A 2,291-nucleotide genomic window follows, 5' to 3' on the forward strand; every position below is an offset into this window, starting at 1 on the left:
ATCACGACCGTCGCTCGAGTGACCCAGACGATAAATATGGATCTCGGAGGTAAGTATGCGAGTGCGATCGATCCGGCGACGGTGGACATCGTCGTTCCTTTTGCCTATGAGGGCAAGGGTATGGAACTTTTAGCGACCATCGAGTCCTTGAATATCGAGCCTGATCAAAAAGCAAAAGTCGTTGTTAACGAGAAAAGTGGAACGGTCATCATCGGCGAAAATGTTCGCATCAGTACTGTAGCGATCAGTCACGGGGATATAAACCTTAAGGTGGGTGCAGCGCCTGCGGCTGCGCCGATGCCACCTCCTGCACCAGAAGCGGCTCCTGGCTTACCAGCGCAGGACCCTGTACCAGTGCGTGCTCCGGCGAATCTTGCGTCGGCGGGCGGAAGGCAAAATGTGAAACTTTTAAACGAGTCGGTCAGTGTCGGTGAACTTGTCGAGAGCCTAAATCAGTTGGGCGTCTCTCCTAAAGACCTGATCATCATTTTGCAAAATGTGAAGGCTTCCGGGGCTTTACAAGGCGAGCTCGAAATTTTGTAAAGATTTTGGAATTAGTATTTAGAATTTTTTTAAAAGGTTATAGAATTATTTTTGGAGCGAAAGCTTCAGGGGGGGGGAGTTCAAAGAGTTGGGTCAAAACCAAGGATGGTTACCTCTAGCAGGAGAGGCAGCAAGGGATGGGTGATTGAACCAGGATGGTACTCGCACTCAAAAGCTGATTTAACGTGGACAGGATGTACACACCGACTCGACCCCCTATTTTTTTTGAACTCGAAGAATCATGGACATTAAAGCCGCAAAAGCCAAACTCCAACCCGCACCGTCTCTCGACGACAAACTCAAAGAGGTTTCTAAACTCTACGAGCGTCAGTTTCTGCAGGAAATGGTAAAGGCGATGCGAAGCACTGTCGATCACAGCGAATTTAGTAAACCCAGCATGGCCGAAAACATTTATAAAGACCAATTGTTCGATCAGTACGCCGAGCAGTGGGTGGAGAGCGGCGGAAATGGTTTAGCTAAGCAAATCTACGATGAACTCAAAGACAAAATTCTACCCAGCCAACAGAGCCGATATCTACCCAAAGATATCAATGGCAATCCAGCGCAGATTCCAACGGAAGCTAAGGCTTTGCCGTTGAATCCCAAGGACACTCCTAAAAAGGAGTAGGGGTCGTTCGGGTCTACATACTCGACCTAGAGCTGGTTCCTATTTCGATCTAAACTTTCGAGTTTAACCTTCTTTTTGGGTGATCGACTCTTTATCGTCGCTTGCAGAGGACGTACCAAAATGTCGGGAAGTATCTGCCTAGATATAGGTATATAAGCCTGATTTTCCTCGTAAAAGTTAACTAGGCTGGACCCGTAAAATTGGCTTTTTCCCGTCTCGTTGTGATACGATAATGAGAAGTGCAAAGGCATAAAACCCAATCACATCAAGGAGGATCGGGTGAAAGTAAATAGTAAAGCATCGCAACCGCTTGTGAGCAGTCGTGAACTCGGTGGTCTTAAAGACATCGGTACTAAAAAAGCAAAAGCGGATGGAGAAAAGATTTCTTCAGCAGAGCTCGCTGAATCTACGAAATTAAATTTATCTCCGCGTGCGAAGCAAACGGCGAAGGCAATGGACATCGCGAAGAATGATTCCGTTGACGAAGCTAAGATCGCACGTCTTCAAAAAATGATCGACGGTGGTGAATACAAAGTGGATGCCGAAGCCATCTCTGACCGCTTGGTGAACGAACATCTTATGATCAAGTAAGATCTGAGAGGCGCAAGTGAAAGAGCAATTGTATCAAGATCTCGTTAAATCTCTCAACCAACTCGTGTGGGTCTATCGTCATCTTCTCGACACCGTTCGAAAAGAGCGCGATATTTTGACCAACGCGTACATCGACGAGATGGCCGACATTAATCAAAGTAAAGAAAAGATGCTCGAAAAAGTGCGCGAGCTCGAAGTGCAATGGTCTTCTATTGCCATCGACCTTTACTCCGTAATGAATATTGATATTGGAGAGGGCCCTCGTCTTTCGGAGCTCGCCAAATACTTTAAGGGTGCCGAAAGACAAAAATTAGAACAGATTCGTTCCGTTTTAAATTTGTTAGTTACGAGAACAATTGAAGTGAATAAATATAACGATCGCATGATTCAGTCCGCATTAGCGCACATCAGTGGAGCTATGCAGGCGGTCCGCGACACATTAAGCAGCAAAAGCCCTTACGCAAAACAGGGCAAGCGCACCGAGCCGACCAACGAAACAGCCGGCCGCTTAATGAGCAAAGAAGTTTAG

General features: G+C 46.6%; 4 protein-coding genes. All 4 read left to right on the top strand.

From position 1 onward, the window contains the following. A partial coding sequence (locus K2Q26_01070) for a flagellar basal body P-ring protein FlgI (GenBank protein MBY0314078.1) occupies positions 1-543 on the top strand: 543 nt, incomplete at its 5' end. A 241-nt stretch (positions 544-784) separates the two neighbouring features. Next, complete coding sequence (locus K2Q26_01075; GenBank protein MBY0314079.1) at positions 785-1,171, top strand: rod-binding protein; 387 nt, start codon at positions 785-787, stop codon at positions 1,169-1,171. A gap of 279 nt (positions 1,172-1,450) precedes the next feature. Then, positions 1,451-1,762 carry a flagellar biosynthesis anti-sigma factor FlgM gene (gene flgM, locus K2Q26_01080; GenBank protein MBY0314080.1) on the top strand — a complete coding sequence of 104 codons (312 nt, stop codon included), beginning with the start codon at positions 1,451-1,453 and terminating at the stop codon, positions 1,760-1,762. A 16-nt stretch (positions 1,763-1,778) separates the two neighbouring features. Beyond that, the gene (locus K2Q26_01085) at positions 1,779-2,291 is read left to right on the top strand and encodes a flagellar protein FlgN (protein ID MBY0314081.1); all 513 of its coding nucleotides are present in this window, start codon (positions 1,779-1,781) and stop codon (positions 2,289-2,291) included.

It is taken from the genome of Bdellovibrionales bacterium, assembly GCA_019750295.1.
Lineage (GTDB): Bacteria > Bdellovibrionota > Bdellovibrionia > Bdellovibrionales > JAGQZY01 > JAIEOS01.